This is a genomic window from Pseudomonas gingeri, assembly GCF_013385425.1.
Lineage (GTDB): Bacteria > Pseudomonadota > Gammaproteobacteria > Pseudomonadales > Pseudomonadaceae > Aquipseudomonas > Aquipseudomonas gingeri_D.
In genome coordinates this window covers 589,627-612,722 of the sequence record NZ_JACAQA010000003.1, presented here as the reverse complement: position 1 = coordinate 612,722, position 23,096 = coordinate 589,627, and the positions used below count along the sequence as shown (strand labels likewise).

Below are 23,096 nucleotides of genomic sequence, written 5' to 3'. Positions count from 1 at the left end.
TATCCACGGCCATCACCGACAGTTTTTTCACATCACTGGAAGTGGATTGCACGCTCGACACCATCACGCCAATGGCGCCAAGGGTTTCATCGACGCGACGACGACCGCTCGAAGCCGTCACGCTTGAGGTGGTCGCCGCAGCCGAGGCCTGCGCCGCGTTGCTGACCACTTCGTCGACCGCGGCGCTCATCTCGGTGACCGCCGTGGCGGCCATGGCGATTTCATTGTCCTGGCGAACCATCCCCCTGGCGGCCTCCTCCGTCACCGCCTGCAGCTGCTCGGCGGTCGCGGCCAACTGGGTCGACGACCCGCCAATCCGGGTGATGGTCTCGCGGAGGTTGGCCTGCATGGTGGCCAGCGCCGCCAGCAGTTGAGCCAGTTCATCCGAACCTTTGATCACAATGGGTTGGCTGAGATCGTTGCCGGCAATACGCCGAGCGATCGCGAGAGACTGGCTCAGGGGCACCGTGACGCTTCGGGTATACGACCAGGCCAACAGTACCGTCGCAATCAATGAAGTGCTGATCAATAGACTGATCATGACCTGGGTATCCAGGTAGACGGCATCCGCCGCTTCACCCGCGGCCTTGGCTTTGAGTTGAGCCAACTCAATCAGTGTGTTGATTCCGGAGGCGACTTTGGCGAGGCCGGGCAGTACATCGGTCGCGGTAAATGTATTGGCCCCGGCGAAGTCGTTTGTCTTGATGAGGGTCAGGTACTTGTCTTCGATGGCATTGAACGCCTGAATGTTGATGGCCAGTTCAGCAAACGCCACTTTTCCCTCGGGCATGATAAGCAGTTCTGATAAGTATTTCATTTTTTCCTGGGCGCTGGAGCGCAGCCTTCCTAAGGCCTCCAGGCTCTTGGATTTAGTGTCTTCGGTTTCCAGCGTATTACGCAGATTGGCGTTGTAAGGGCGAATGCTAATGAAATTTCTGTCGAGGGATCCGAGTGCTTCAATTGTGGGAAGGACGTCGTTCTCAACCAGGTCTTCCGCATCATTCAGCGCATTGGCCTGTTTCAAGGAGAACAAACCCATGGCCGTAATCAATAGGCAAAAAATTCCAAAGCATAGTGTCGAGCGGGTGGCGAGATTCAGTGTTCTGAGAGACATAGAACATTCCAGGTAAATGCTTGTGTTTGTCGATGCGTTCGAATAAGTAGTCTGGCTGGATTGCCCATTGAGGCATGGCAGCTGATATATATCCCTGAGTATATGTAGAATAACTACAATATTGATGAATTTAAAATACATAAAAAATCGATTTCGATATTTTAAAGATATAGAGTTTGCACTACCGCTCAGCCTGCTGAGTGAACGGCGCTGTCGGGCGTTTCAGCTGCGCAGTTCCTGCTGCAAGCGCTCCCGGTCGATGGCGTTTTCCCAATGGGCGATGGCCAGGCAAGCTACGGCGTTGCCGATCAGGTTGGTCAGTGAGCGGCACTTCATCAGCCGCTCGATGCTCAGCAGCAATGCGGCGCTGTCGAGTGGCACGATCTGCAGGGCGGTCAGGGTCACGGCCAGGGTAATGAACGACGAACCGGTCATGGCGCTGGCGCCTTTGGAGGTCAACATGGCGATCATTAGCAAGGTAATGAGCTCGCCGGGGTTCAGATCCACCTCGGCAATCTGGGTGACAAACAGCGCACTGGCCATAAGGTAGATATTGGTGCCGTTGAGGTTGAGCGAGTTTCCGGCGGGCAGGACCAGTCGCACGATGTTTTGCGCGCAGCCCAATCGCTCCATCTTGACGATCAGGGACGGCAGTGCGGCGAGCGAAGACGTGGTGAACAAAACTAGCAACAGCTCTTCCTTGATGTAGCGCAGCAGGCTCGACAAGCGCACCCCGGCAACCCGGGTTACACAGCTGAATACGGTCACAATGAACAGCAGGCTGGCCAGGTACAGGGTCAGCATCAGTTTTGCCAGGGGCAGTATCGACGACAGCCCATATCGGCCGATGGTGTAGGCGAGGGTGGCGAAGGCGGCCAGCGGCGCCAGTTTCAGTAGCATGGCCATGATATGGAGCATCAGTTGCGCCAGGATCTCGATACCTTGGCGCAGCGGCGCGCTCTTCTGGCCGCCGCGGGCCAGGGCCATGCCGAACAGAACAGCGAGAAACAGCACCTGCAGAGCGTTGGGCTGCATGAAGGCCTCGACGAAAGAGCTGGGAATGGTGTCGAGCACAAAGCGGCTGAAATGGAGCGAGTCGTGGAGGTTGTCGAGGAAGGGAGGATGCTGGGGGATTTCACGATCATCCAGCGTCAGCCCGACACCGGGCTGCAGCAAGAGTGCGGCAAGCATCCCGGATAGCAGGGAGAGCAGTGCCATGACCTCGAAATAGACCATGGTCTTGCTGCCGATGCGTACCGACTGGCGGTGATCGTGCAGGCTGGCGATTCCAGACACGACGAGCACGAATACCATCAGGGTGATGTTCATACTGATGAGCTTGATGAAGCCTTCGCTGACGGGCTTGAGCGTGGCCGCCATGTCCGGTTGCCCATACCCCAGTGCCAGGCCGCAAAGGATAGCGACCAACATGTGCAGGACACTGTTGCCAAGCAAACGCTCAGGCATGGGCCATTCAACTCCTGGCGATACGTTGTGCCAGGTTGATGAAGTTGCACAGGATCGGTCCTTGCTCTTCATACCGGCAAATCAGGGTAATCGGTGCCACCAGTCGGGGCCGGGCGCTGATATGGCAATAGACCACTGACTTGCGATGAAATCCGTTCATTGATGCGGGTACCACGGAAATCCCGGCCCCGGCGGCCACCAGGCTGATATTGGTCAACATGCGTTCGACTTCGAAGGCAATCTTGGGGGTGAAGCCTGCGTTTTCGCAGGCTTCGATCAGTTTCGAATACATTCCCGTGGCGCCACTGCGTCGAACGAGGATGAACGGCTCGTCAGCCAGGAGCTTGAGCGCGATAACCGGCATCGGCTCGTCGCTGCCCTCGGCTTTTTTTTTACGCGTGCACTTCAATAACCTGTGCCCGATCGGAAGAACCAGCAGCATGTCTTCCTCGATCAATTGATAGAAGCTCATTGCGTGGGGCGGGCTCACGGGGACACGAAGGATTCCGATGTCGAGCTTGCGCTGAACCACATCGTCGGTCAGTTCCCGGGCACTGCCCTCATTGAGCAACAGGCTGACACCCGGATAGGCCTCGCGATAGGCGCGGACTATGTGGGGGATCAAGTGGTGCGCGGCGGCCGAACTGGTAAGGCCGACTGATAGCGTCCCCTCGTAACCTTGGGCGGCCTTGGCCGAACGCCGTGTGGCGTCCGAGACCCGATTGAGGATGTCCCGTGCTTCCTGAAGGAAAATCAGGCCTCCGGGTGTCAGGTCGACACCCTTGGAGTGACGTCGAAACAGATCGAACCCCAGCTCTTTTTCCAGGGCTTGAATCTGCTGGCTGAGCGGAGGCTGTTGCATGTTCAGTCGAAGCGCCGCGCGAGTGAAATGTTGCTCCTCGGCGACCATCAGAAAGTAGCGCAAATGTCGAAGTTCCATAGAGGCCCGAAAAGTCTGGATTGATCAAGAAGCGTCGTCTGAAGCGCGCCGATAACAGCGGACCCAACGATGTCGGTCAGTACGCAGTCACACCAGGTCCCTGGAAGTGAGCAGGTGACCGCCAGGCACCTTGGACAGCACCGCATCGATCAATACCCTGGCAATATTGGCTGGCGGATTGATCCACAGGCCTCGTGGCAATATCGGCCGAAGCAGGGCGGCCAGGGGGAGTATCAAGCGTTCGGCAGGACGAAACTCTTCACGACTACCGCCGATCATTCCCGGACGAATAATCGTCAACGAGGGAAACCCGATGTTACCGATATCCCGTTCCAGCTCACCTTTGGTCCGGCAATAGTAAAGGGGGATGGACAGGGAAGCTCCAGGCGAAGAGATCAGCGCGCAAGCCTTCGCCCCCTGCGCCAACGCCCATTCTGCGAACTCGATCGGCAACAGGTAATCGACTTGTCGAAACGCTTCCTTCGAACCGGCCTTGGCGATGGTTGTGCCCATTGCGCAGATCATGGCGTCAATCGGCACCTTGGCGGCGTCCGCCAGTATCTGGCGCAAATCCTCCGACACCGGGTTATGGAGCTTGGGGTGTGGCGCGAGAGCCCTGCGCGTAGGGGCGATCACCCGTTCGATACGCTCGTTTTCCAGGGCTTGTTGAAGCACGTTGCGGCCAACCTGGCCTGTCGCCCCGAGAATCAATAGCGTCATCGTTTTGTCTCTTTATTCTGCGGGCCGCAAGCCCCGGTGTTGTGGGGAGGAGGGGCTTGGTGCGGCACGCCGCGAGCCCCCATCGTTGCAAATAGCGCAAGGCTTGCAATCGGGTGCCATGATGAACTGTTTTCAAGAGGAGATAATTATGTGGAAACAGACTATATAATTCCATTTACTATAATTATCAGGCGTTGTGTTTTCCGATGGATCGATTCCAAGAGATGCAGGTTTTTGTGCGAATCGCCGATCGCCAGAGTTTCACCGCGGCGGCGGAAGATCTGCGGATCCCCCGCGCCACAGTGACCAACCTCATCAAACGGCTGGAGTCGCGCATTGGCGTGCGCCTGCTGGAGCGCACGACGCGGCAGGTGCGCCTGACCCACGACGGTGAGGCTTACTATCATCGTTGCGTGCGTTTGCTGACGGATCTGGAGGAGGCGGAAACCTCTTTTAGCGATGCCCGCCCAAAGGGCCTGCTGCGAGTAAATCTGCAAGGCACCCTGGCGAAGCACTTCGTGATGCCGGCACTGAGAGATTTTCTGACGCAATACCCCGATATCACGCTGCACATGGGCGAGGATGATCGATTTATCGACCTGGTGCGCGAGGGGGTCGACTGTGTGTTGCGCGCGGGCTCACTGCAGGACTCTTCGATGATTGCCCGTCGCGTGGCATGCATGGAGCAGGTCACGGTGGCCAGTCCGGACTATTTGCAGCGTTATGGCGAACCGCTCGACCTTGACGAGCTGCGCTCCCATGTCGCGGTGAGCTACGTTTCCAGTGCCACCGGCAGGCCCCTCGGGCTGGACTTCAAGGTTAACAATGAAGTTGTCGAGATCAACCTGCGCGCGCTTGTCTCGGTGACGGGAGCCGATCTCTACACCGGCGCCGCGCTCTGCGGGCTGGGATTGGTGCAAGTGCCACGTTACCGGATCGAGAGGGAACTGGCCGAAGGTCGGTTGAAAGTCATATTGCCCGGTTTTGCGCCGCCGCCGATGCCCGTGACGGTGCTCTATCCACGGACCCGACAGCTATCGTCCCGTGTACGTGTTTTCACCCAGTGGCTGGGCAAGTGTTTTGAGTATGCCCCCTACGCCATGCGTGATTGAAGGCGGGCCTCGATTTTTCGCCGGGACAAGGCTGTTTGCTACCTGGCATAACGGTCAGGGCCGCGGGTGGCGGTCCGCACGCAACTGAACGCGGTATTTTCAAGCCCTATAGCCAGTTGCAAGTGATGGCAGCCCTGGCGCAGCCGGGGATCCTTTGCCCGGTGCATAGAGGTGTTTGAAAAACTGGCCTGGATAGTAGACTTGAGCCTGAATGGGCTTCGGCGATCAGACGCCGGCCGCGACTTTGGAGAGCAAGCACATTGTCAGTAGCCAGTAGTGTCAAGGGGGGCGGGTCTGACTCCGGATGGTCGGTGTTTCTGGTGTTCTTGCGCTTGGGTCTGAGCTCTTTCGGCGGCCCGATTGCACATCTGGGCTATTTTCGCGAGGAGTTCGTGGCGCGACGCCAATGGCTCAGCGAGCGCAGCTATGTCGATCTGGTCGCGTTGTGTCAGTTCCTTCCCGGACCCGCCAGTAGCCAGGTAGGCATCGGGATCGGACTCTCGCGTGCCGGGTTTCGGGGGGCGCTGGCTGCGTGGGCAGGCTTCACCTTGCCATCGGCGATCCTCCTGGCCCTGTTCGCCCAGGGCATGTCCATTTGGGGAAGCTCGTTGCCCAGTGGCCTGCTGCACGGTCTCAAGATCGTCGCGGTGGCCGTGGTAGCCCAAGCCGTCTGGGGCATGGCGCGCAATCTTTGCACCGATGTGCCGCGGGTGACCATCACCGCGTTCGCGGCCTGCGCCGCGCTGCTGTGGCCCAACGCCTGGGGACAGGTCGGAGTGATTGTCGTCAGCGCCGTCATCGGTTTGCTGCTGTTCAAACCCGCTCAAGGTCGAATGGCGGAGTCGTTGCCGATCCCGGTTAGCCGGAAAGCCGGAGGGGTGGCGCTGCTGCTGTTTTTCAGCCTGCTGGTGGGTCTGCCCCTGGCGCTCCAGGTTTGGCCTTCGCCCACGCTGGCCATGGTGAACGCCTTCTACCGTGCCGGTTCCTTGGTCTTTGGCGGCGGGCACGTGGTGCTGCCGTTGCTGCAGGCGGCCACGGTACCCAATGGTTGGGTCGCCAATGATACGTTTCTCGCCGGCTATGGCCTGGCGCAGGCGGTTCCGGGCCCGCTCCTGACCTTTTCGGCTTTTCTCGGGGCCTCCATGAGCGTCCAGCCTTCGGGTTGGGCTGGCGCGACGCTGTGCCTCATCGCTATTTTCGTGCCTTCGTTCCTGCTGGTGATCGGGGTGTTGCCATTCTGGGAGCGCCTGCGGCACAGCGTGCGCACCCGGTCGGCGCTTGCCGGGGTTAACGCGGGGGTGGTCGGGTTGCTCCTGGCGGCCTTGTACAACCCGGTCTGGAGCAGCGCAATATTCAAGCCTCAGGACTTCGGCCTGGCGCTGCTGGCCCTGGTCGCCCTGATGTTCTGGAAGGTCCCGCCGTGGTTGGTCGTCCTCGGCTGTGGCTTGCTCGGATGGCTGCTAAGCGTTGTATAGGATGGCGGTGACGCTGCCGTCACCCAGATGGCTGGCTCGCTCAATAGCGCAAACTCTCCTGGCGCAGTCGCGCGAAGCGCTCAAGGGACGAGGCATCGAGCGCTTGCGCCGCGTCCGCTGCCGCGCCGTCGTGGATCGCTTGCCACACCGCTTGTGAACCGACCGACGCCCTGGTCGCCGCCAGATCGAAGGTGTCGGGGTAGAGCGCGTGCAGGGTGGCGAGCAGCGTCAAGCCGAGGCTGGCGACGGGACGCGGAGTGGCGGTGGTGTCGCGCACGATGCTGACGCCATGACAGAGTTGACCGCGCCAGGTCGACTCGGTGGGGACGAAATCGATCTTTTCGAAATGCATGCCTGTATCCAGTGCATTCAGCCTGTCTGCCAGTCGGCCGGCGTCGATCCAGGGGGCGCCTATCCATTCGAACGGATGCGCTGTGCCGCGTCCGACACTCAAATTCGCACCTTCGAGCAAGCCGACTTCCGGGTACAGGTCCAGTTGCGGCAGCGTGCGCAGGTTCGGTGAGAGCGGCACCCAGCCCAGGCCTGTGTCGGCGAAGGTCATGGAGCGGCGGTAGCCTTGCATCGGTACGACGCGCAGGTCCGCGCCGATGTGCTTGTTGTGGTTGAACAGACTTGCCAGTTCGCCGACGGTCATGCCGGGGAGCAGCGGAAGCGGGAAATAACCGGTGAATGAGGTGTGGCGGCTGTCCAGCAGCGGCCCGCCGAAGCGCTGCCCGCCGAGCGGATCGGGGCGGTCCAGGACAAACAGCGGTATGCCTTGTGCCACCGCGGCTTCGAGTGCGTAGCCCAATGTGGTCTCGTAGGTGAAGAAACGCACGCCGGCATCCTGGATATCGAAGACCAGCGCATCCAGCCCCTGGAGCGAGCCGGCCGGGAAGCGCTGTGTCGCACCGTAGAGGCTATGGACGGTGAGGCCCGTGGCGCTGTCGAGGGTGTCGCCGACCCGCTCGTCGAGATCGGTGTTCAGCCCGTGCTCCGGCGAGAACAGTGCTGTCAGCCTGACGCCTGGCGCATGGGCGAGCACGTCGACGGTGCGCCGACCGTTGGCGTCGAAGCCGCTGCGATTGGTGATCAGGCCCACGCGCAGGCCGGCGAGTGCTGCAAACTGCTGCGCCTCCAGTACGTCGATACCGGTCTGCACCGGGCCGATCGAGGTGGGCAACTGGGTGGCGGCCTGCAACGCCGGCCATGCCGACGGCTGCAATCGAGCGATTTGCGCGGTGCTGGTCGGTGTCGCCCGGCTGGCCAGCAGCGCGAGCAACTGGGCACGCAGCGGGCGCGCGTCACCGCGATCATTCGGATGCACGCGGTTGCTCAGGATGACGATGAACTGGTGTGTCTGGGTATCGATCCACAGGCCCGTGCCGGTATATCCGGTGTGGCCGAGCATGCCAATGGGCGGTAGACGATCACGATTGGGCACCAAGGGGGCGGCCAGTTCCCAGCCGAGTCCGCGCCACGGCGGGCTCGCGAGGGGCGAGGCGGCCGTGGCGAGTGCGCTAATGCTCTGCGGTCGCAGGATCGGCGTGCTGCCCACGCGTCCGTCGTTCAGTAGCATCTGCGCGAAGCGGGCGAGGTCGTCCGCGGTGGAAAACAGCCCGGCATTGCCGGAGACACCGCCCATCCATTGGGCGGTCGGATCGTGCACGCGGCCCTGGCGCATGCCGGCCTTGTCCGGGGTTGTCGGGGCACTGCGTGCCGCTCGCCGGACGTCCGGGAGAAAGAGCGTGTCGCGCATGCCGAGTGGAGCAAAGATATAAGCCTGGCAATAGGCATCGAGCGAACGGTGGCTGACCCGCTCGATCAGTTCGCCGAGGACCACGAAATTCAGGTCGCTGTAGATGACCCGTTCACCGGGTGCGCTGCGCGGAGACTCTGCGGCGATGGCCTTCAATACGCCTTCGCGGCCCGGCTGAGCGGGGCGTGCGGGCAGGCCCGCGCGTAGCCCGGAGGTGTGCGCCAACAGGTTACGCACGCTCACCCTGTCCTTGCCGTGGGCCGCAAAGGCCGGCCAATAGTGTGCAACGGGGGCATCCAGGTCGAGGCGGCCGGTTTCGGCCAGTTGCATGATCGCCGTGGTGGTGGCGATGACCTTGGTCAGGGAGGCGAGGTCGAACTCGGTGTCCAGCGTCATCGGCTCAGGGGCCGGTAGGGTGGCGCGCTGTCCAAAGGCCTGGCGGTAGAACACATGGCTGGCGTCCCCGATCAGCACGACGGCCCCCGGGATGCGCCCGGCGGCGATCTGCCCCTCGACGATCCGTGCGGCTTGCAGGCGAGCGGCCGCATCGAGGTCGGCGGCCCCGGCGATCTGTATTGTTGCCAGGCCGGCGAGGAGCACCGAGACTTTCAGTGCCCCGATCAACGTTGCGGCAAATCGGCGGCGGCGTAGTGATTGTGCGGGTTCCATAACATCCATCCATCGCTGTCGGCGGCGTCGGCGGCCTTTATCTGGACACTGATCGCGGCGGCGTCAAATACGCGATGATCGAAGGCATAATCGCGAAAGGCTTGCAGCCACGGGCGAAAACGCACGCCTGGCAGGTGGGTGCGCTTCACGGCCTCCGCCAGGGAGCGCCTGACGATCTGGCCGGGATCGCTGACCGGGTTGCTCAGGCCCGGCAGTCCCCAGGTGAAACCGGATGGGTAGAGCATCGGCGAAATATAGTCCAGCGGTGCGCCGAGGGTTTCGAGTTGCTGGCCGATGGCGGTGTCGTCGAGATTCCAGCAAACATAGCCGAAGATGTCGGCGGAGACGAATACGTTGTAGGGCGCCAGTCGCGCGCGGGCGGCTTGCAGGAAACCGACGATCGCCGCTGTCCGGTTGCCCCGGGTATTCGGCTGGGCAAAGTGTAATCCGCCCTTGTCGGGAAAGCGCACATAGTCGAACTGGACTTCATCGAAGCCCATTTGTGCTGCCTCCTCGGCGATATCGAGATTGTGCTGCCAGACGTCGTGGGAAAACGGGTCCATCCATTGCAGCTTTTCGTTATCACGCCATGGCGCGCCTTGCGTGGTGTGCACGCTCCATTCCGGATGCGCGCTGGCGAGCGGGTCGTCCTTGAACACCACGATGCGCGCGATCAGGTACAAGTGTTGCGCATGCAGCCTGGCCAGCAGTGCCGGAAAGTCCTGTACCTGCGGTGCGCGCTCGGCCAGATGGGCGGTGGCGCCACTCTTCTCGCGGGCCGCGCTGTGATAGGGCGTCAGGCCGCGATCGCCCTTGACGTCGATTACCAAGGCATTGATGACCGTGCTCTGGGACAGGCTGACGGCCTGGTTGCGCAGGCTCGCGCTGGTCACGCCGAATACCGACAGATAGACCGCTTTCGGACGAAATGGGGTCAATAGGAGGGTGATGGGCGTTTCGTCGGACACCTGGGCTTGCGCACGCAGATACCCGGGCGCGCGAGCCCCGACGCTCGTGGCCGCCTGGGCGGTCTCGAAGCGCCCGTGCTCATCGGTGCGGGTGACGCCGGCCGAGGTGGTGATGATTGCGCCGACCAGTGGCTCCTGCGTGCTTGAGTCGAGCACGATGCCGCTCACGGCCAGGGCTTCCTGGCCTGTCAGCAGGGTGGCGACGGTGAGCAGTAGCGCAATCGCGTATCGCCTTGAGGAACGGAGGGTCATGGTGTGTTCCCCGCTGCGGGTGTCGTCGGGGTATCCGGTTCGCCGAGCAGGCGGGCGAACGCCCTGGCGCCATAGGCGTCGATCATCAGGAAGCGCGGCAGTGCCAGCAGCCGTGCGTGGCGGTCGGTCTTGCGGGCGTCGAGGGTGAAGGCGGCCACGTAGTGCTCTTCGGCGGCCAGTGCGAGCAATTCGTCGTCGTAGATGCCGTAAGGCCAGGCGAGCATGTCGATAGACGCGCCCGTTTGAGCCTCGAGACGGCGACGTGAATTGTCCAGTTGCGTGCGGACGAACTGCTGGAAGTCGGCGGGTGTACGCTGTTTGCGCTCGACCTTGAAATTGGGATGCCAGTAGGTGTGCGACTGGATGTCGAACAGCCCGCTCTGCTTCAGGGTCCGCAATTGCTCCCAGGTCAGCGCATAGGAAGCGTTCGAGATCGCCGATGGATAGATGAACAGCGTGACCGCAAAGCGATCGCGCAACACGATGGGCAGCAGTTTTTCGAAGACCGAACGATGCCCGTCGTCCACCGTGATCACCACCGGCTTCGGCGGCAGCGTCGCATGGGGATCGCGCAGCCAGTCGACCACCTCACGCAGCGGCACGATCTGGTAGCCACGCTCGTGCAGAACCTGTAACTGGGCTTCGAAGGTGCTCATGCGCACGGTCATCGAGTCGTCCGCCGTTTCCGAGAAACGGTGGTAAACCAGGATCGCGACACGGGGTTCCGCGGGCGGTGTGACGCCGTCCGTGCCCCAGGCCAGTGCGCAGAGACCCGCCAGCACGACACACACCATGAATTTACCGCACATCTGAGCGCTCCTGCGCAAGTCACGCTCACTCGCGTCATCCGTCTCGCGAATGCGAGGCGGATTCAGTGTGTGTCGAGTCCGGCCGCGTCCATATGATGAAAGTCAAAGCCGTGTGACATGGCACTGTCCGGAGTGCTGACTTGATCTATATCAAGGTTAGCTCATCGTTGCCGCGCGACTGTGTGAAAGGACACTATCGGAGGTCTACGTTCATGAATATCGATGAGGCGATTTCGGGCCGTCGCTCGATACGCGAATACACCACGCAAGCCGTTGACGAACCGCTTATTCAGCGCTTGATCAATGCCGCCATCCAGGCGCCCAGCGCGGTCAACCAGCAACCGTGGACGTTCACGGTGATACGTGATCAGGCGTTGCTGGATCGGATCTCTCGCGAGGCCAAGGCCCATATGCTCGCGACCATGCCCGCGGGAACCCTGTCCGAGCACTTCCATTCGGTGCTTAATGATGCGGATTTCCAGATCTTCTATCAGGCACCGGTGCTCATCCTGATTTCGGGGAGCACCCAAGGCCAGTGGATGGTCGAAGATTGCGCATTGGCTGCCGAGAACCTGATGCTCGCCGCCTATGCCGAGGGGCTCGGCAGTTGCTGGATCGGGTTTGCCCAGCGTTTTCTCGATACGCCGGAGGGGAAGAGCCTGCTGGGTCTTCCCGCCGAATGGTTGCCGGTTGCGCCGATCATCCTGGGGCATCCCAAGTCCGTGCCGGCCCCGGTCCAGCGCAACGAGGCGCAGATCCGCTGGATTGGCTGAGCCGGACGATCAGACTGCTGGTCTTACTTGGGCGCGGGGGGTGTCGCCGGCACCATCCGCCAGCCTTCAGGACACTCGCGCACATAGGGGTAGTAGCCCTTGGCTGACGGACAGTAATACCAGTTTGCCGCAGAGGGCGTCGCGGGCGCGGTGACCACCGGCGGTGCTGCGATCACCACCGAGGGCGGGATATCCGGGTAGTAGTACTCAGGGGCCGGGTAGTAGTAGACCGGATAAGCCGGAGCGTAATACGGGCCGCTGAGACGTCCCGCCTCCCAACCCAGGCCCAGGCCAAGCGCCAGCCCCCACCAACCCGCGCCACCTCGATAACCGCCTCCACGCGGTGCGGCGCTGGCCGGTACCGCGAGACTGGTAGCGATCACAAGCATGCCCACGAGAACGCAACGTTTTACCGAATCGATATTCATGATCTCTGTCCAATAATGGAACGTTCAGTGGCGCCTATTGTTCGACGGTTTCGTCGCGGTCTTCTTCCAGCGCCGGGGTGAGCGATTGCATGGGCATCTGCCAACCATCGGCGGCGGAGGCCCGGTGGTGCATCACTGTCCAGAACAGATCGAAAATGGTCTTCTGTTCGGCGGCCAAGGTGTCGTAGAAGGCCTGGGTACGCACCTGCGCCGCATCCAGGCGTACCAGGTGGGCCTGCATCCACTGGGTCTGGGCGCGCAGGCGCTCTATGCCCCTGGCCATTCTTTCCGGCGTGGTCTGGTCAACCAGTGCCTTCGGGGCGGCGGCGTCCTTTTCACCTTCGCCGTTGTCCTTTTTCAGTTGCTCCTTGGCATCGGCCAGGACCCCTGACGACCAGGTCTCCCAGGCCGGCAATTGCTCCGCTTTCAGATTCAGTTTGCCTTTGAGATCGTCAAGGGTCAGTTGGGTATGTTTGATCCAGTCGAACTCCGAATGGAGTTTGAACATCCCCCCTGACGCTGGCATTTGTGGATTCGCCATGACCTGGGTGGAGGGCAACAGAAAAGCGCTGGCTGCCACCAACAAGCATTGAGCGATCAAACCTGACTTTTTCATCTTCAGCCCCTGCCGGTACCGTGATTGTCAGGTCGAGCATAGGAGTGGCGCACGGGGGGGAATCTGATCTATGTCAGAAGACCCCGAGTGCCTTGATGAATGTTTTCTCAGCGCGCCAATCCGGGATAAAGCCTGGCCGCCAGCAGTAAAAGCAGGGCGAAAACCGACAGCATTACCGCAAAGCTCGTACTCAAGGCATACACACTGTTGCCGCCGACAATCATGCCGCCGCGCAAGGTATCCACCAGGTAGGTCAGTGGGTTGCAGACCGCGACAACTTTCAGCCAACCGGGCATCAGCTCCAGCGGGTAAATGGCGTTCGAGGCAAAGAACAGCGGCATGGTCAGGACCTGGCCGATCCCCATGAAGCGCTCCCGGGTCTTGACGATGCAGGCAATCACCAGGGAAAAGGTCGAGAAAATACACGAGCCGACGAACACCCCCGCGGCAACGGTGAGGATCGGCAGCAGCTCCCAGCGGATTTCGACTTTCAAGGCGATGGCCACCAGATAGACCACGATCGCCTGTACCAGCCCGCGCAGGCCGGCGGCAAAGGCCTTGCCCATGATCAGGGCGCTACGATGCGCCGGGGTCACCAGAAGCTTGTGGACGATACCCAGGTCACGCTCCCAGATAATGGCGATGCCGTAGAAAATGGCGCTGAACAGAATGCTTTGCGCCAGGATGCCCGGCGCCATGTAATCCAGGTAGCGCAGGTTGCCCGTGGGGATGCCGCGTACCTGGCTGAAAACCTGCCCGAATATCGCCAGCCACAGCACCGGCTGGACGGCTCGCGACAGCAACTCGGTGGGGTCGCGAATCAGCTTGCGCACCTCGGCATTGCAGACCGCGAATGTCTCATTGAGGTAATCGAACAGGCTCATCATCCCAACCTCTGAGCGACATCGCGGCTCTCGCGAGTACCGCGATAGTTGCCGCCCTGCTCAATACTGACGCCACTGAAGTAAACGAACACATCGTCCAGGCTGGCCTGCTTGCCCACCTGCGCCTTGAGTTCAGCGGGTTTGCCGACGACGGCCAGGCGCCCCTGGTGAAGAATCGCCAGCTCGTCGCAAAGCACGTCGGCTTCCTCCATGTCGTGGGTGGTGATCAGGATGGTGGTGCCTTTGCTCTGGCGCAATTGCAGCAAGCGTTCCCATACGGTCCGGCGGGCGATGGGGTCGAGGCCGATGGTCGGTTCATCGAGGAACAGGACTTGTGGGTAGTGCAGCGTGGCCTGGGCGATTTCAAGGCGGCGAATCATGCCGCCGGAGTAGGTCCGGACCAATTTCGATGCGGTCTCTTCAAGCCCGGCGAACGCCAGCGCCTCTTTCACCCGCGCCTGCCTTTTGGCGCCGCGCAGGCCTTGCAAACGGGCCGACAGGTTCAAGTTTTCAATGGCGGTCAATGCTCCGTCAGCCGAAAGCATCTGTGGCACATAGCCGATATGGCGGCGGACCTCGATCGGTCGACGGGCAATATCAAAACCGGCCACCGTTGCCGAGCCGGAGGTGGGGTCGAGCAGGGTGGTCAGCATCTTGATAACGGTGCTCTTGCCGGCGCCATTGGGACCCAGCAGGCCGAAGATACAGCCATGGGGCACTTGCAGGTCCAAACCTTCGAGCGCCACGAAGTGGTCGAAGCATTTGCGCAAGGCCTTGGTGGAAATGGCTGGGGACTCAAGGGTGTCGGTCATGGTGCGAGGACTCTGCGAAGAGGTCATGGATCAATGGCGGCATCAGCCTGGAGAGCCGGTGACAACCGACAACCTGATGCTCGACCTGCCATGTCATTGAGCTTGAACTTCGGGTTTCGGACTTGATGAAAATCAAGTCCGGAGCCTGACGGCGGCCTCGAGGGCTATTTGTTCTTCCAGTATTTCTGCATTTCGAGAAACAGAAACGAGGCGGTCCAGGAAATCAGCACCAGGCCGGTCAGGCCCTGCAGCCCGGTCAGGTACTTGAGGTGGCCGACGGGGGAGATGTCGCCGAAACCGATCGTGGTGTAGGTGGTGAAGGAAAAGTACACGCAGTCCATGAACGAGCCATCGAAGTTGCCCTCCAGGCTTCCCCATTTGCCGGAACTGACCATCAGGTAATAGACCAGGGCGAAGCACCAGACTTCCGCCGCGTGGGCGACCAGCGCGCCGAATACCCCGATGACAATCCTGAAACGATTCGAGAGCTTGAGTCGGGGCAGCCAGTCGTTCAGCCGTAACAGGCACTCGTAGTGGATCACCACGACGACGATGACGGCCAGTGTATTGATCAGGGTGACTGCCAGCATGGCCGGCCTCCAGCAATGGAAGAAAAAAGATCGTCTACCATCTTCGGGCCTGGTACCGATCAGTGCTTTCTACCCTGGGGCGACGAAAAATTATTGAGCTAAATCAACAGTGCTTTTTGTAGACCGATAGATGGCCATTTGTTGATAAAGATCAGGGGGCATTGGCAAGGGCGCCAGATACTTGCCACACCCCCTGGAGTTTCCAACGGAGACCCGGGAAAGCGCGCCGTCACAACCGATGTACCCAAGGCTGGCAAACACCGCGTAGCCATTTCCATACCATGGCCTGCCGGGCAGGAGAGATCATGAGTACCGCTCCAGTCGTTTCTACAACGCATCCGGCGATCGTTTCAAACGGCCTGAGCAAATGGTTTGGCGAAGGCAATGCGCGCATGCAGGCGGTCAACCAGGTATCACTGGTCGCCGGGTTTGGCGAGATGGTGTTTATCGTCGGTCCTTCCGGGAGTGGCAAGACCACGTTTCTCAGCATGATCTCCGGCATCCTGCGCCCCGATGCCGGCACGGTGACCATCAATGGCCAGGATATCTGGAGCCTGGGCACTGACCAATTGGCCGAGCTGCGCCTCAATAACATTGGCTTCGTGTTTCAGGACTATCACCTCTTCGCGCGCTTGACCGCCGCCGAGAATGTGGCGATTCCGCTGATTCTCCAGCATCACGACTGGGACGATGCCATTGTCCGGGCCCGGCGCAGCCTGGAAGTGGTCGGCCTCAAGGATCGCGGGGATATTCTGCCGGTCAAGCTGTCCGGCGGCGAACAACAACGGGTGGCCATTGCCCGGGCGATTGTCGGCGAACCACAGATTCTGATCTTCGACGAGCCGACCGCGTCCCTCGATGGCGATACCGGGAAAATGATCATCGCCTTCGTCAAGACCCATATCCTCAACCAGCAGCGGTGCATCCTGATCGTCACCCACGATGCGCGGATCAACGAGTACGCCGATCGCATCATTCACATGGAAGACGGGCGCATCACCGAACTGGAACGGGTCGCCTCATGAAAAACCGCCTGCTGTTCGGTGTGGCCGTACTCGGTGTCTTGGCCGGCCTGGTGGCCGCCTATCTCTTTGGGCGCACTCCACAGACGCCGCCGCCGGTCTTCGCCCCGGCGAGCAGTCCCTATGAGACCGCGATTTATGCCAACGGCATTATCGAGAGTGAACAGTCCGGCGGCTCCGACATCGTGATTTACCCGCAGGTGGCCGGGCCAGTGACGCAACTGTTGGTGCACGAGGGGCAGAAGGTGACCCTGGGGATGCCGTTGGTGACCCTTGACGATGCCGTGCCCAGGGCCAATTTCGAGTTGGCACAGGCCAATCTGAGCACTGCCCGGGACCAGTACAACAAGCGTCTGGCCTCCTACGGCATGGACCCCAAGTCGATCAGCAAGGATACCCTCGATACCGCCAGGGACACGGCGGCCCAGGCCCAGGCGGCGTTGAAGGCCGCGGCGGCGACGCTGGCGCAGTATGCGATCAAGGCGCCCGCGAATGGGGTGGTGTTGGCCATCAACAGCACCGTCGGCAGCTATGTGTCGTCCCAGGGCGCCTATAACACCTACACCGAGGGGTTCACGCCGTTGCTGGTCATGAGTTCCGAGCAGGATCATCTGGCCGTGCGCTGTTACATCGACGAGATCCTGATTGCCCGCTTGCCGGCGCCTGAACATATCCGCGCGCAGATGCAGATCCATGGCACGGAGATCAAGGTACCGCTGGAGTTCGTGCGGGTGCAGCCCTATGTTTCGCCGAAAATCGAGTTGTCCGATCAGCGCCAGGAGAAAGTCGACCTGAGGGTCTTGCCGGTGATTTTCCGCTTTGAGAAAAAAGACCTCCCGATGGTGTACCCGGGGCAGTTGGTGGATGTTTTCATAGGGCAGAAATAATGGACCAGTCGCGCGTGTTTCGCCCGATGAGGCCCTGTGGCCGCTGGCTGGTCCTCAGCTTGTTGACGCTGACCAGCGCGTGCACCCTCGGTCCGGATTTCTCACGTCCGGCGGCCCCGGCACAGGAGGGTTATATTCGCGATCCGATCAGCGCCACCGTGGCCGCCCAAGGGCAGGCGCAGCGCTTTTTGCCGGGGGCCGAGGTCGCGCCTGACTGGTGGCGGCTGTTCCAGTCCGCTTCGCTGGATGCGGTGGTCCATCAGGCGATTGCCAACAACATGACCCTGCGGGCAGCCGAGGCCAGCTTGCGGCAAAGCCAGGATACGCTCATGGCCGGCTATGGGGTTTTCTACCCGCACCTGGACGTTCACGCGGGCGCCGATCGTGAGCGCAGCGCACCCATCCAGCAAGGACTGGGTACCAAGGGCTCGATCTTCAATGTCGTGACCTTGAGTGGCACGATCAGCTACACCCTGGATATTTTCGGCGGCGAACGTCGAACCGTGGAAGGCCTGCAGGCCCAGGTCGATCATCAGACCTGGCTGACCCAGGCGGCTTACCTCACCTTGACCGCCAATGTCGTCAATGCCGCCATTGCTCGCGCAGCTTATGCCGCGCAGATCCAGGCCACCGAACAACTGATCGAACTGCAAAAGCAGCAGCTGCAAACCACCCAGGTGCAGGTACGCAGCGGTACGACGCCGTATTCGGCGATCCTCAGCTTGCAAAGCCTGATCGCCAGCAACGAGGCGCTGTTGCCGGCCCTGCGGCAGAAAGTCAGCCAGGCCGAGCATTTGCTGGCCACCCTGGAAGGCGTTGTACCGTCCGAAGTCAAACTCCCGGACATCCAGTTGAGCGGGCTGTCGTTACCCAAGGATCTCCCCGTCAGCCTGCCTTCGGTATTGGTCCGCCAGCGCCCGGACATCCTCTCCGCCGAAGCACAGCTGCACCAGGCCAGCGCCGCTATCGGCGTGGCTACGGCGGCGATGTTTCCCAGCTTCAGCCTGACTGGCACCTATGGCACTGCCGGATCGAGCCCCGGATCATTGTTCGCCGGTGCCGGGCGTTTCTGGAGTGTCGGGCCGTCGATCGATATCCCGCTGTTCCAGGGTGGCAGCCTGTGGTTTGGCCGCAAGGCCGCGATCGATGCCTATCAGCAGGCCGCGGCGGGTTATCGGGAAGTGGTGCTGGAATCTTTTGCCCAGGTCGCCGATACCCTCAAAGCGCTGGAGTTCGATGCCCAGGCCTTGCAAAAGCAGGCCGAAGCCCAGGCCGCCTCCGCAGAGGCCTTGCGGTTGTTGCAAGCCAACTATCGCTCGGGCCTGGTGACCTATCTGGATCTGCTGGCCGCCGATGTGCAACTGCATCAGGTCAACATTGCCTATTTGCAGGCGCTTGCCCAACGTCATCAGGACACCGTCGGTCTGTTCGTTGCCCTGGGGGGCGGCTGGTGGAACCGAGTCGACGCCACCGGCAGCAGGCCCGGCCCATGAAGCACTTCGGCATTCTGCGCATAGGTTTCAAACTCCTGGTCAATGACCGCTCCAAGTTTTCCGCGTTGCTGGTGGGTATTACCTTTTCGGTATTCCTGATGATGCAGATGACGGCGATGTTTGCCGGGATCCTCAACCGGGCCTACTCGACGGTGACCAATATCGGTGCGGCGATGTGGATCCTGGACCCGGCCGTGAACACCCCGACCAGCGTCATCCCGCTGCCGGATTACCTGCTTGATGCAGTGCGCAGCATGGACCAGGTCCGCTATGCCGTGCCGATTTTCATCGGCGGCGCCCAGGTCCGGCTGGCCAGCGGCACTTACCAGTCGGTCAGTGTGATCGGCCTGGACGACACCAGCCTGTTCGGCCGGCCGTTACTGGAGCAGGGGGCCATCGAGGATATCTACGCCGAAAACGCGTTCATCATGGTCCACGATGCCGAGTTTTCGAAGCTGGAGAACCCAAGGATAGGCACCGCCTTCGAGCTCAATGATCATCGCGGCACCATTGTCGGCATTGCCAAGGTCCTCACCAGCGGCCTGACCGGGGTGCCGACGCTCTACACCACCTACCGGCGCGCCATCGAATACCTGCCGACCACCCGGTTCACCATCTCCTATATCCTCCTGGATCCCCGCGATGAAGCGGCCGTGGGCCAGATCAAGCAACAGGTCTCGAAGTTGGGGTACATCGCCCTGACCAAGGACGAGTTCAACCAGCGCATCGCCAATTACTACATCTATCAGACCGGGGTAGGCACCAATATCCTGATGATGACAGTCATCAGCTTTCTGGTCGGTCTGTCGATTTCCGGCCAGACCTTCTACACCTTTATCCTGGAAAACCTGGACAAGTTTGCCGCCCTCAAGGCCATTGGCGCCAAGAGCCGTGAACTGATCTACATGATCCTGTTCATGGCCACGTTCACGGCGATGACCGGTTATGGACTGGGCATCGGCCTGGTCACGCTGATGATCTCCGTGGCGCGCTCCAACCTGCCCAACTACGCGGCCATCATCACGTTCTGGAACCTCGGGCTGGCCTTCGTCATGGTGCTCCTGATCGCCGGGGTCTCCAGCTATGTGGGTATCCGCAAGGTCCTGAGAGTCGAGCCTTTCGATATTTTCAGAGGGTGATGACAACTCGCTGGAGCGCATCGTGATCCTGCTCGGTTGCTGGCCAGGGGGTCAGCACGATTGCCCCCTTGACCGCTCCCGCCCTGAGTTGCGCCAAGGCCTGGTTGGCCTCGGCCAGGGGAAAAACCGTGACGTCGCAATGTACCGATGTGCGGCGGATTTCGTCGAAAAATGCCGTGCCGTCGTCGCGCGTGAGATTGGCTACCGAGCGTATGCAGCGTTCGCCCCACAGTAGCCGGTAGGGAAAACCTGGCACATCGCTCATATGAATACCGGCGCAGATCACACAGCCCCCGCGGACCGTGGAGGCCAGCGCCTGTGGGACCAACGGACCGACCGGGGCAAAGATCAGGCTCGCATCCAGCAGATGGGGTGATGGCTGGTCCGAAGGGCCCGCCCAGGTCGCGCCGAGTGCACGAGCGTAAGCCTGGCCTTCGGTGTCTCCGGGCCGGGTGAAGGCATAGACTTGCTGTCCCCGGCCCAGCGCCACCTGGATCGCCAGATGGGCCGCCGCGCCGAAGCCGTAGAGACCCAGGTGCTGCGCCGTGCCGGCCATGCGCAAGGCGCGAAAGCCGATCAAGCCGGCGCAGAGCAGGGGCGCGGCTTCAGTCGCGCTCATGCCTTCGGGCAGGGCAAAGCAGAATCGGGCATCGGCCACTGTGTATTGCGCATAGCCGCCGTCCAGGTGACAGCCGGTGAATTGCGCTTGCTCGCAGAGATTTTCCCGGCCCGAGCGGCAGAATTCGCATTCCCCGCATGTCCAGCCCAACCAGGGCACGCCGACCCGCTGGCCGATCCAGCTGGAGGCGACATCGCTGCCGACAGCGATCACTTCACCGACGATTTCATGCCCGGGCACCCTGGGTAGCACCGCCTGGGGCAGTTCTCCGTCCAGCAGATGCAGATCCGTGCGGCACACGCCACAGGCCAGCACCTTGATCAGCAGTTGCCCTTGCGCTGGATGCGGAATCTGCCGCTCCTCCGATTGCAGGGGCTGGCCGGGGGCGTGCAGGACCATGGCATGCATGACGATTCTCCTGAAACAGTGATGTTGCAGCGATCCCAGATCAGCTGCCCATGTTGTTCAGCGGTGCCGCTCGAAGAGGGGCGTGGTCCCGTCCACGGCCTGACCCAATGGGCCGGTGAGGGCGATAACATGACGGGCTTCGCAGGCCGACGGCATCAGGGCGGGGAACTCCTCGGGCGTGAGCGTCTCCTTCTCCATCAGCAGGTTGGCACCGCTATCCAGATCGGCGCGCCGCTGCTTGAGCAGCGCCTGCGCACGTGTATAGGCTTCATCGAGCAAGACACGAATACCCAGGTCGATCTCCCGGGCAGTCTGTTCCGAGTAGTCTTTTTCGCCCGCGCCCGCTAGATATTCGCCCAGATAGGTGGAAGACCGCCGTTCCAGTACCGACTGGCCGAGCTCGGCGCTCATGCCGAAGCGGGTGATCAACTGCCGGGCGATATCGGTGGCGCGTGTCAGATCGTCGGCCGCGCCAGTGGAGATCTGGCCATAGACGATGTATTCGGCCGCGCGTCCGGCCATCAGCACCACAATCCGGTCCTTGAGCATCTGGCAACTGATCAGGAAGTGGTCTTCGGTCGGGCGCTGCAAGGTGTAGCCCAACGAACCGGCGGCACGGGGAATAATGGACACTTTGTGCACCGGGTCCATCCCGGGCAGGGTCGCGGCAGCCAGGGCATGTCCCATCTCGTGATAGGCCACGATCAGGCGTTCTTCGGGATGCAGCAGGCTGCTTTTATGTTCAAGGCCCACGACGATGCGTTCTACCGCGTTGGTGAAATCTTGCAGGTTGACGCTCGAGCCTGCCCGGCGGGTGGCAACGATTGCGGCTTCGTTGACCAGGTTGGCCAAGTCGGCCCCGGTGAAACCAGTGGTGATATCGGCAATTCGCTCGGCATCGGTGCCGGGGTCCAGGGTGATTTTCTGCAGGTGGACCTTGAGAATGGCCAGGCGTCCCTTGCGGTCGGGACGGTCGATCAGGATCTGCCGATCAAAGCGACCGGCGCGCAGCAGGGCGGGATCAAGAATTTCCGGGCGGTTGGTCGCCGCCAGCAGGACTACCCCTTCGCGGGGGTCAAAGCCATCCAGCTCCGCCAAGAGCTGATTGAGGGTCTGTTCTTTTTCATCGTTGCCCCCCAGGGTTCCCACACCGCGGGCCTTGCCCAAGGCATCCAGCTCGTCGATGAAAATAATGCAGGGGGCGGCCTGCCGTGCCTGCTCGAACAGGTCACGGACCCGGGCGGCGCCGACGCCAACGAACATCTCGACGAATTCGGACCCCGAGATGGAAAAAAACGGTACGCCGGCTTCACCGGCAATGGCCTTGGCCGCCAGGGTCTTGCCGGTCCCCGGAGGACCGACCAGCAGCGTGCCTTTGGGAATATGGGCGCCCAGGCGCGAGTACTGTTCCTTGTCCTTGAGGAAGGAGACGATTTCCACCAGCTCGGCCTTGGCCTCGTCGATACCGGCGACATCGGCAAAGGTCACGCCGGTATCGCGCTGGACAAAGACCTTGGCCCGCGACTTGCCGACATTCATCATTCCGCCGAGGCCCTGCTTCTCGGCCATGCCGCGGAACAGGAAGTGCCAGACCACCATGATCATGACAAAGGGCAGCAGCCAGCCGATCAAGCCGGTGAGCAAGGTGTTTTCAGTGACCCCGGAGAAGGAGGCATTGGACTGTGCCAGTTCGGTCGCCAGGGCGGGGTCGACGCGTACCGTGCTGAATCGATCATGGCCATTGATGGGTTCTTGCAGCTTGCCGCTGATCTGATCCTTTTCCACTTGCAAGTCACTGACTTTGTGAGCGTCCAGCAGTTGGAGGAACTGGCTGTAGGGCAGGCTTTCCACGGGGTGTTGTTGACCGAGGAACATCTGCAGTGCGGCAAACGCCAACAAGGCGATGAAGAAATACGACAGGTTCCACTGATGAGTCTTTTTCATGACCTTGGCCCAGGGAGCAAAGAGGGGGAGAGGGCGGTATTTTCAACGCCGGGCTATTCGGGTTCGTCGTTCATGACGCAGCGCAACAGACCGGCCACTTCCGAGTTCTACGCTTTGGGGCTGGGAAATCATTGAGTTATATCAAAAATGCCTGGATCTGCGGTCCACGGGTGTTGCCCTTTGGGCGAAGGGTTGT

At 61.3% G+C, this 23,096-nt stretch carries 21 protein-coding genes; 7 read left to right on the top strand and 14 right to left on the bottom strand.

Going from position 1 to position 23,096, the window contains the following annotated elements; genetic code table 11:
* The 4 genes from HX830_RS05430 to HX830_RS05415 all read right to left on the bottom strand — a co-directional run.
* The coding region (locus HX830_RS05430) for a methyl-accepting chemotaxis protein (protein ID WP_177099216.1) at positions 1 to 1,114 on the bottom strand (1,114 nt) is incomplete at its 3' end.
* A gap of 222 nt (positions 1,115 to 1,336) precedes the next feature.
* Positions 1,337 to 2,581, bottom strand: coding sequence for a cation:dicarboxylate symporter family transporter (locus HX830_RS05425; RefSeq protein ID WP_177099215.1), 1,245 nt, complete (start codon positions 2,579 to 2,581; stop codon positions 1,337 to 1,339).
* A 7-nt stretch (positions 2,582 to 2,588) separates the two neighbouring features.
* Complete coding sequence (locus tag HX830_RS05420; RefSeq protein WP_177099214.1) at positions 2,589 to 3,521, bottom strand: LysR substrate-binding domain-containing protein; 933 nt, start codon at positions 3,519 to 3,521, stop codon at positions 2,589 to 2,591.
* Positions 3,522 to 3,608: 87 nt separating this feature from the next.
* Positions 3,609 to 4,241, bottom strand: a complete 633-nt coding sequence (locus HX830_RS05415; RefSeq protein ID WP_177099213.1) for an NAD-dependent epimerase/dehydratase family protein — start codon at positions 4,239 to 4,241, stop codon at positions 3,609 to 3,611.
* Positions 4,242 to 4,447: 206 nt separating this feature from the next.
* On the opposite strand from HX830_RS05415, the gene HX830_RS05410 reads away from it, so the two are divergent.
* Positions 4,448 to 5,353, top strand: a complete 906-nt coding sequence (locus tag HX830_RS05410) for a LysR family transcriptional regulator (protein WP_177099212.1) — start codon at positions 4,448 to 4,450, stop codon at positions 5,351 to 5,353.
* A gap of 260 nt (positions 5,354 to 5,613) precedes the next feature.
* Positions 5,614 to 6,828: a chromate efflux transporter gene (gene chrA / locus HX830_RS05405; RefSeq protein WP_177099211.1), complete on the top strand. Its 1,215-nt coding sequence runs from the start codon at positions 5,614 to 5,616 to the stop codon at positions 6,826 to 6,828.
* Positions 6,829 to 6,868: 40 nt separating this feature from the next.
* Here chrA and HX830_RS05400 read toward each other — a convergent pair whose 3' ends face one another.
* From HX830_RS05400 to HX830_RS05390, 3 genes are read right to left on the bottom strand one after another with little or no spacing between them, the layout of a single operon-like run.
* On the bottom strand, positions 6,869 to 9,256 hold the full coding sequence (locus tag HX830_RS05400) for a serine hydrolase (protein ID WP_177099210.1): 2,388 nt from the start codon (positions 9,254 to 9,256) through the stop codon (positions 6,869 to 6,871).
* On the bottom strand, positions 9,208 to 10,476 hold the full coding sequence (locus HX830_RS05395; RefSeq protein ID WP_177099209.1) for a putative glycoside hydrolase: 1,269 nt from the start codon (positions 10,474 to 10,476) through the stop codon (positions 9,208 to 9,210). The genes HX830_RS05400 and HX830_RS05395 overlap by 49 nt, the downstream gene beginning before the upstream one ends.
* The gene (locus tag HX830_RS05390; protein WP_177099208.1) at positions 10,473 to 11,285 is read right to left on the bottom strand and encodes a polysaccharide deacetylase family protein; all 813 of its coding nucleotides are present in this window, start codon (positions 11,283 to 11,285) and stop codon (positions 10,473 to 10,475) included. The genes HX830_RS05395 and HX830_RS05390 overlap by 4 nt, the downstream gene beginning before the upstream one ends.
* 212 nt (positions 11,286 to 11,497) lie before the next feature.
* On the opposite strand from HX830_RS05390, the gene HX830_RS05385 reads away from it, so the two are divergent.
* Positions 11,498 to 12,058, top strand: a complete 561-nt coding sequence (locus tag HX830_RS05385) for a nitroreductase family protein (protein ID WP_103494342.1) — start codon at positions 11,498 to 11,500, stop codon at positions 12,056 to 12,058.
* A gap of 23 nt (positions 12,059 to 12,081) precedes the next feature.
* Here the strand turns inward: HX830_RS05385 and HX830_RS05380 are convergent, their stop codons facing one another.
* The 5 genes from HX830_RS05380 to HX830_RS05360 all read right to left on the bottom strand — a co-directional run bounded on the left by HX830_RS05380 (position 12,082) and on the right by HX830_RS05360 (position 15,388).
* A complete protein-coding gene (locus tag HX830_RS05380; RefSeq protein ID WP_177099207.1) occupies positions 12,082 to 12,486 on the bottom strand; it encodes a hypothetical protein in 405 nt (134 codons plus the stop codon).
* 34 nt (positions 12,487 to 12,520) lie between these two features.
* Positions 12,521 to 12,994 carry a Spy/CpxP family protein refolding chaperone gene (locus HX830_RS05375; protein WP_349292774.1) on the bottom strand — a complete coding sequence of 158 codons (474 nt, stop codon included), beginning with the start codon at positions 12,992 to 12,994 and terminating at the stop codon, positions 12,521 to 12,523.
* A 215-nt stretch (positions 12,995 to 13,209) separates the two neighbouring features.
* A complete protein-coding gene (locus HX830_RS05370; RefSeq protein ID WP_256350399.1) occupies positions 13,210 to 13,986 on the bottom strand; it encodes an ABC transporter permease in 777 nt (258 codons plus the stop codon).
* A complete protein-coding gene (locus HX830_RS05365; protein WP_152740858.1) occupies positions 13,986 to 14,798 on the bottom strand; it encodes an ATP-binding cassette domain-containing protein in 813 nt (270 codons plus the stop codon). Before HX830_RS05365 ends, HX830_RS05370 begins: the two co-directional genes overlap by 1 nt.
* A gap of 164 nt (positions 14,799 to 14,962) precedes the next feature.
* Positions 14,963 to 15,388, bottom strand: a complete 426-nt coding sequence (locus HX830_RS05360) for a potassium channel family protein (RefSeq protein ID WP_103494345.1) — start codon at positions 15,386 to 15,388, stop codon at positions 14,963 to 14,965.
* A gap of 305 nt (positions 15,389 to 15,693) precedes the next feature.
* Between HX830_RS05360 and HX830_RS05355 the strand changes: the two genes are divergently transcribed.
* Genes HX830_RS05355 through HX830_RS05340 form a run of 4 tightly spaced genes read left to right on the top strand, consistent with a single transcriptional unit; the run spans position 15,694 to position 19,929 of the window.
* Positions 15,694 to 16,413 (top strand): ABC transporter ATP-binding protein, encoded by a 720-nt coding sequence (locus HX830_RS05355; RefSeq protein WP_103494346.1) that lies wholly within the window; start codon positions 15,694 to 15,696, stop codon positions 16,411 to 16,413.
* Positions 16,410 to 17,297 carry an efflux RND transporter periplasmic adaptor subunit gene (locus tag HX830_RS05350; RefSeq protein WP_152740859.1) on the top strand — a complete coding sequence of 296 codons (888 nt, stop codon included), beginning with the start codon at positions 16,410 to 16,412 and terminating at the stop codon, positions 17,295 to 17,297. The genes HX830_RS05355 and HX830_RS05350 overlap by 4 nt, the downstream gene beginning before the upstream one ends.
* A complete protein-coding gene (locus HX830_RS05345; RefSeq protein ID WP_177099204.1) occupies positions 17,297 to 18,790 on the top strand; it encodes an efflux transporter outer membrane subunit in 1,494 nt (497 codons plus the stop codon). The genes HX830_RS05350 and HX830_RS05345 overlap by 1 nt, the downstream gene beginning before the upstream one ends.
* Positions 18,787 to 19,929: an ABC transporter permease gene (locus HX830_RS05340; protein WP_177099203.1), complete on the top strand. Its 1,143-nt coding sequence runs from the start codon at positions 18,787 to 18,789 to the stop codon at positions 19,927 to 19,929. The genes HX830_RS05345 and HX830_RS05340 overlap by 4 nt, the downstream gene beginning before the upstream one ends.
* On the opposite strand, the gene HX830_RS05335 is transcribed toward HX830_RS05340, so the two are convergent.
* On the bottom strand, positions 19,919 to 20,956 hold the full coding sequence (locus HX830_RS05335; RefSeq protein ID WP_177099202.1) for a zinc-dependent alcohol dehydrogenase family protein: 1,038 nt from the start codon (positions 20,954 to 20,956) through the stop codon (positions 19,919 to 19,921). The genes HX830_RS05340 and HX830_RS05335 overlap by 11 nt on opposite strands.
* A gap of 57 nt (positions 20,957 to 21,013) precedes the next feature.
* The gene (gene ftsH, locus HX830_RS05330; RefSeq protein ID WP_177099201.1) at positions 21,014 to 22,900 is read right to left on the bottom strand and encodes an ATP-dependent zinc metalloprotease FtsH; all 1,887 of its coding nucleotides are present in this window, start codon (positions 22,898 to 22,900) and stop codon (positions 21,014 to 21,016) included.
* Positions 22,901 to 23,096 lie beyond the last annotated feature (196 nt).